Consider the following 4,680-nt stretch of genomic DNA (forward strand, 5'->3'; position numbering starts at 1 on the left):
TAGAAGCTAGAACAGAGTAATTAGCTTAGTCCGCATGGGTGTTACACCAATTACAGGCGCATTGGTACGGATTTCATCAGGGGCGCAAGCAAAGAGCTTGTTAAGCCCGCCCCTTGATTTAAATATAGGGGCAGTACAACCGCTTTTAGCGGCTATGAGTCACATCAGTAGCAATTAGATTAGTTAAAAGTCAAAGGCTAACTAAGGTAAAAACACCTTAGTTAGAGAGGTATTGTCTTGACGGGGAGGGAGCGTCCATATATGGCTCGATAAATTTTAATGGGCAAAAAATTGTTGGCTAAAATGTTGAGGGACGAAAACAGTCAACTATTTTTTGTCCTTATTTATTAGCTTGTTAGGCGACGACTGCACGAGACTGCCAATCACCAATTGAATTTGCGACTTTCATTACGTCACTGCCGTCATGATGAAATATCCAAACGGAAAAGCCATCAATAGGATCTAAATATAATAGATCTCCATTATCTTCGGCTACAACAAACCCATTAATGACCCTCTGAATTGGGACTTTTCCATTAGGGGAATTAAGAAATTGATTATCGCTAAATTCACTGAAACATTTGATATATAACTCAAGTTGCTTATGAGCTGTGGATTTACCCACGCCTCGCATATCTATTTTTTCGTTGAGTTCATCCTCGTTTAGGAAACACCAACAACGACCTTCAAAATCAGGATTATCTTCAGGGTACTCATTGAAACAGTATTCATCAATCTCATGGAAAGATGAAAGGAAATTAAGATATTCCTGAGGTAATCTAAAACCTCTTTCAACTTGAATACTTTGAATTGACATCGATAGTCCTTAAGACGCCTAACGCCCCAATAACGGGCAAATAATACTTGGCTAAAATGGTGAACGGAGTGAACAAAAGCCTAGCTGTTATTTGTCCACTTTTATTGGCTTGTTATATAACCGGTTTGCTCAAGCCATAAACATAATCATCAACTAACTTACCATTTATTGATGTATTTTGAGGTAAAAAACTTTCGCGAGAAAAGCCTACTTTCTCAAGCAGTTTATATGAACCAGAGTTTTCAGTTGAGCAAATGGCTGCAATCTTGTTTAATTTTAAAGTATGAAAAACGTACTCTGCAACAAGGTTTAAAGCCTCGCTAGCATACCCTTTTCCTTGTGCTTCTTCTTTTAGCATAAATCCGACTTCAGCTATCCTCTCTTTGATATCTGTAAGTTTTAAACCGATATTACCCAATTTTTCACCTGTAGAAGCATCACTAATGCTAAAGCACCAGCCATCACTTTTTTCAGTTATTGGGCGAGTACGACTTTCAAAAACAGTTTTGATTTGATCTAATGGCAAGCGATCATAAAGATGCTCCATAATCTTGGGACATTGATTCAACTCTTTAAACAACTCCCAGTCGGACTGATCTAGTGGTTGGAGTTTTATTCTACTGCTAGTGATTTGCACATACTATCCTTAGGTTATATAACGCCGTTTTAAGCGGAAAATTGCAGTTGGCTAAAATAAGTGAGGCACGAACAAAAAGCCAACTGTAATTTGTCCGTCTTGAAAACCCTTGTTAGATTTGTACTTTAAGCTCATACTTCAAATTCTGGATCGCTTTATTAAGCACTATATCTTCTTTTAATATCAAATGTTTAGGTAATCGCTTAATTGATATATTTGGGCTAATACCATAACCAACAAATTCTCTCCCATCAGGGTAGGTATCACGTTTTGCACAGATCCTGAAAGACCCTCCTCCGGGTAAATCAAAGAAAATAGGCTGCCCTGTACTACCATATGTTTTTTCACCAATAGTAGTGAAGTGATTCAATTTATCAGCATAGATCAAAAAATCCTCTGCAGCAGATGCTGTTGATCTTCCAATTAACACATAAGTAGGCACTATGTGATTATTACTTACTTTTGCTTTAAGCAACTCCATAGGCCCATACTCCCAAGCATTATCCTGAGCATACTCTTTATATTTATCACTATAATTGCCCCAGACCTTATACGCGGCAATATATTTTTTAGTTTTCCAAATAGATCCTTCTAAGTCTTTATCTGTAAAGTGGGATAATATTTCAGCTGCAATGCTTGAATTACCACCTCCATTAAACCTAAGATCGATGATTAGAGCTTTAGACTTTTTTATATCTTCGTATGCAGAGTTAAAATTTTGTAAAATATTTTCATCATGAAAAGCATTTAAAGATATATAAGCGACTTCATTTTCTAACCACTTAAATTCAAATAACTTTCCATTGGAACTAGGTAGTTTTAGAGACGCTTTGTCTGTTTTTGTGTGACGTGTATTTCGCTTAAGTGAGATGTTTTTCAGTTCTCCCAAAGGCGTTTTTATAGTGAAGTTTACTTTACTATCGGGTATCCCGTGTAACGATTTCCGAACTGCATTTCTCCACAAAATATGCTCTGTTGAACTAGCAATATAAGGCATGATATTAGTTTGTAAATACGTTTCTAAACTTACCCCTTCAATTGTAATAATGGTAGAGCCTAAGGGAATTTCAGCTTGAAGCTCCCTTGCTACTTTAGTAACTACAGCCTGATGATTAGCCTCAGTTATATTTAATGCTGGCCAGTCAACATACTTTGAAGATAGCCCTTTAGGCAAGTAAATATTAGTATGTCCATCTTGCAATAAAGCGTTGAATTTCATTAATTCACGATAATATTCGTAAGTTGTTTCAGTAGCTAAAACTTTGGGAATAAATTCTCTATAAGTGTTATCAAAATTCAAATTCGGTACTTGATCAAAAAATGCGAAGTTATGACTTGCTTCTTTCCAAAATAGCGATAAACCATACAGTTTATCTTCTTTGGATAAATTATCAGGTGTATTTAACTCTTCTTTGGCAGAAACAGGGGTTGATACAAGTCCTGAGATTAACAAAGATGCTAATAATATTTTTTTAATCATTAAAACTATCCTTAGTAGTTCGAAACGCTGATGTGATCACAAAAAATCTAACGCCTAAATAAGAGGAAAATAGTGATTGGCTTGCTTTGTTGCGGCTCTTTGAAAAAACGAGACAAGCTCTATTTTTCCTTTTAATTTTCTTGTTAGTATGCCTTTAGATTTGCTCTTTAACTAACTGCGATACTCTAATGTCTTTTTCTAAAAGCTCTTGTATAACACCTAATTTATTAATTTCAGGTTGATTTTGGCTTAGTTTCCATTGACCTTCGATTGAACTAACAGATATTTCAATTCCCACGATTGCAGGTAACATTTTATTTATATAGGTAGTGGGTGCATCAGACATAGACCACGGTACATCTTGCTTAGATTCATGTTCTTCTGTCAATGAGTCGATCATATTATAAATCCATTGGGTATCATTAATAAATGAAATATTGCCTTTTACATGGACTACTACATAATTCCATGTTGGCACTGCTTTTCCTGACTCTTTTTTAGTTGGATAATAGTTCGGCGAGATATAACAATTAGGGCCATTAAAAATAAGTAATATTTCCGAGCCATCTTTAACCGATTCCCATAATTTATTCGCTCTAGCTATATGAGCCAAAATAGTAAATTTACCCTCCGATTCTTTAAAAACAACAGGTAAATGCGTAGCCTCTACACCAGATTCAGTGTTTGTAATTAATGTCGCAAATGGATATTCACGCATTATAGCCATCAACTGACTATCATCATTTTGTTTAAATTTACTCGGAATATGCATATATACCCTTGTATGCTAACGCTCGGCTCACCGAGCAAATTTATGATGGCGTCTTTTTTGCGTGTTTTTGCACAAAAGATGACAGCGGAAATCTGTCAGGTGCAGCCGTTTGTTACGTGCTGATTTTACACAGCTGTTTGATTGTTTTTTCATGCTCATTACCCACCAAACCAATATCTTGATGAAAACGAAACCCTGACCTTTTAACTTTTGCCGCATCAAGTGCTTTTGTTGCTTCGGAGCCATCATTACTTATTATTGCTTTAGAAGCATGCCACTTATAATAGTCCAGCGGAAACGTGGGTCTATCAACATTCTCATTTAAAACATCAAGCGCGTTGGCGAACTCGTTTTCTATTTTTTGTGTTGCCACCAAATATGGATAATCAAGATACGCACCTGTTTGGTGTTTTGGAAATTCTATTTCTCTCTGAAGTATCTTTTTATAAGTGACTATACACCCTTCAAGATCGCCTAGCGCCATAAAGGCATTCGCCTTTGCCAATAAAGCTCGAACGTCATCGAATTGATCTTTCCTCGACTCGAAGTATTCATCAACCAAACGGAGTGATACCTTTGGGTGCTTGTCAGTCAAGGTTAGCGCTTGGATTACCAAATACTGATCTCTTTGCTTTCTTGCTCGCTTTAACTTCGAGTAGAAATGATCTTCGATTGATTCGTTCCAATCTTCATTTCTGTACCAATCGTCAGATGACACGATGACTCCTTAGCACGTAACGCCCGCCTAACACGAACCGTGCTGGCATGTTGTTTTTGCGATGTTTGCCAAAACCATGACAGCGAACGGTGTCGTAGTTCAGGCGCTTGTTAGTTGCCCATTAATCAACATGCCTATGTAGATGGCTCAGTGTGAGTGTATTGGCGTGTGAATTATTGCTAGGTTTAACAGTCGATTAGGTATTTCTTTTTCCATTTTCCTACGGTTGAACCGATAACAGAACTCACTAAGGTAT

At 36.8% G+C, this 4,680-nt stretch carries 5 protein-coding genes and 1 pseudogene; all 6 read right to left on the reverse strand.

The genetic code is table 11. From position 1 onward, the window contains the following. Positions 1–355 precede the first annotated feature (355 nt). Positions 356–817, reverse strand: coding sequence for an SMI1/KNR4 family protein (locus HRU42_RS20660; RefSeq protein WP_295033923.1), 462 nt, complete (start codon positions 815–817; stop codon positions 356–358). 112 nt (positions 818–929) lie between these two features. After that, positions 930–1,454, reverse strand: a complete 525-nt coding sequence (locus HRU42_RS20665; RefSeq protein ID WP_295033924.1) for a GNAT family N-acetyltransferase — start codon at positions 1,452–1,454, stop codon at positions 930–932. Between the two features lie 112 nt (positions 1,455–1,566). Next, positions 1,567–2,934, reverse strand: coding sequence for a S41 family peptidase (locus tag HRU42_RS20670; protein WP_295033925.1), 1,368 nt, complete (start codon positions 2,932–2,934; stop codon positions 1,567–1,569). A gap of 154 nt (positions 2,935–3,088) precedes the next feature. Beyond that, positions 3,089–3,706, reverse strand: coding sequence for an FMN-binding negative transcriptional regulator (locus HRU42_RS20675; protein ID WP_295033928.1), 618 nt, complete (start codon positions 3,704–3,706; stop codon positions 3,089–3,091). 112 nt (positions 3,707–3,818) lie between these two features. Beyond that, entirely contained in the window at positions 3,819–4,424 is a 606-nt protein-coding gene (locus HRU42_RS20680) for a hypothetical protein (protein ID WP_295033930.1), read from the reverse strand. A 147-nt stretch (positions 4,425–4,571) separates the two neighbouring features. Next, positions 4,572–4,680: pseudogene (locus tag HRU42_RS20685) on the reverse strand (IS1595 family transposase); the annotation flags it as partial.

Source organism: Shewanella sp., assembly GCF_013214165.1.
Classification (GTDB): domain Bacteria; phylum Pseudomonadota; class Gammaproteobacteria; order Enterobacterales; family Shewanellaceae; genus Shewanella.